At 35.1% G+C, this 575-nt stretch carries 2 protein-coding genes; both read right to left on the minus strand.

What is annotated here, in order from left to right; translation table 11 throughout:
• The coding region (locus BCT81_RS05295; protein WP_277869797.1) for a zonular occludens toxin domain-containing protein at positions 1-140 on the minus strand (140 nt) is incomplete at its 3' end.
• A 2-nt stretch (positions 141-142) separates the two neighbouring features.
• Entirely contained in the window at positions 143-430 is a 288-nt protein-coding gene (locus BCT81_RS05300; protein ID WP_102423441.1) for a hypothetical protein, read from the minus strand.
• Between the last annotated feature and the right edge of the window lie 145 nt (positions 431-575).

Here is a 575-nt window from a genome sequence, read left to right on the forward strand (position 1 = left end):
ACTGTAAGATATTCACTCGATACATTGATAGGAATATTAGTGAATACTTTATTACCAAGTTTAAGGTTCGGTAAAATATGATACTTCACGGCTTCATAGGTTTTTCCAGTCCCAGGTCTTCCGTAAATAAGTGTAATCATAACTACCCCTTAAGAACTCGAATAAACGTAACAATAGGTAGCGCAAGCAAGCCGCAGAAGATTACGAGGAAAAAGCCTAAGAAAAAGGCTTCATTTACCAATTGAACCACTTCTATATCTTGCCCGTTTTTCTCTAAAGCTATTGCTAACCTATCTAAAGAGTTTGCAAGTAAGACATTACTATCACCTCCGATACTATCTTCAAATCCACCTAAATAACTCTGACAGAAATCATCAAACTGGATGTTTTCATCGTGTTGTTTTTTTACATCTAATTTGATTTGGGACATAACACTTCCACCAAGGCTAAAATACGAATGAAGCAAAAATCGATCCGAGATGTCTTCCTAAAACTAGTATTTTTCTCCATCACGATTAAGTAACTAGCATCCAGTTAAATAGAAAAATTTCTCCCCTAAAAGGGAAACCTAATAT

Source organism: Vibrio sp. 10N.261.52.A1, from assembly GCF_002876325.1.
Taxonomy (GTDB): Bacteria; Pseudomonadota; Gammaproteobacteria; order Enterobacterales; family Vibrionaceae; genus Vibrio; species Vibrio chagasii.

Excerpts from the sequence above, each read along its gene's own strand:
- BCT81_RS05300 (WP_102423441.1), bottom strand. The coding sequence starts at position 430 with ATGTCCCAAATCAAATTAGATGTAAAAAAACAACACGATGAAAACATC.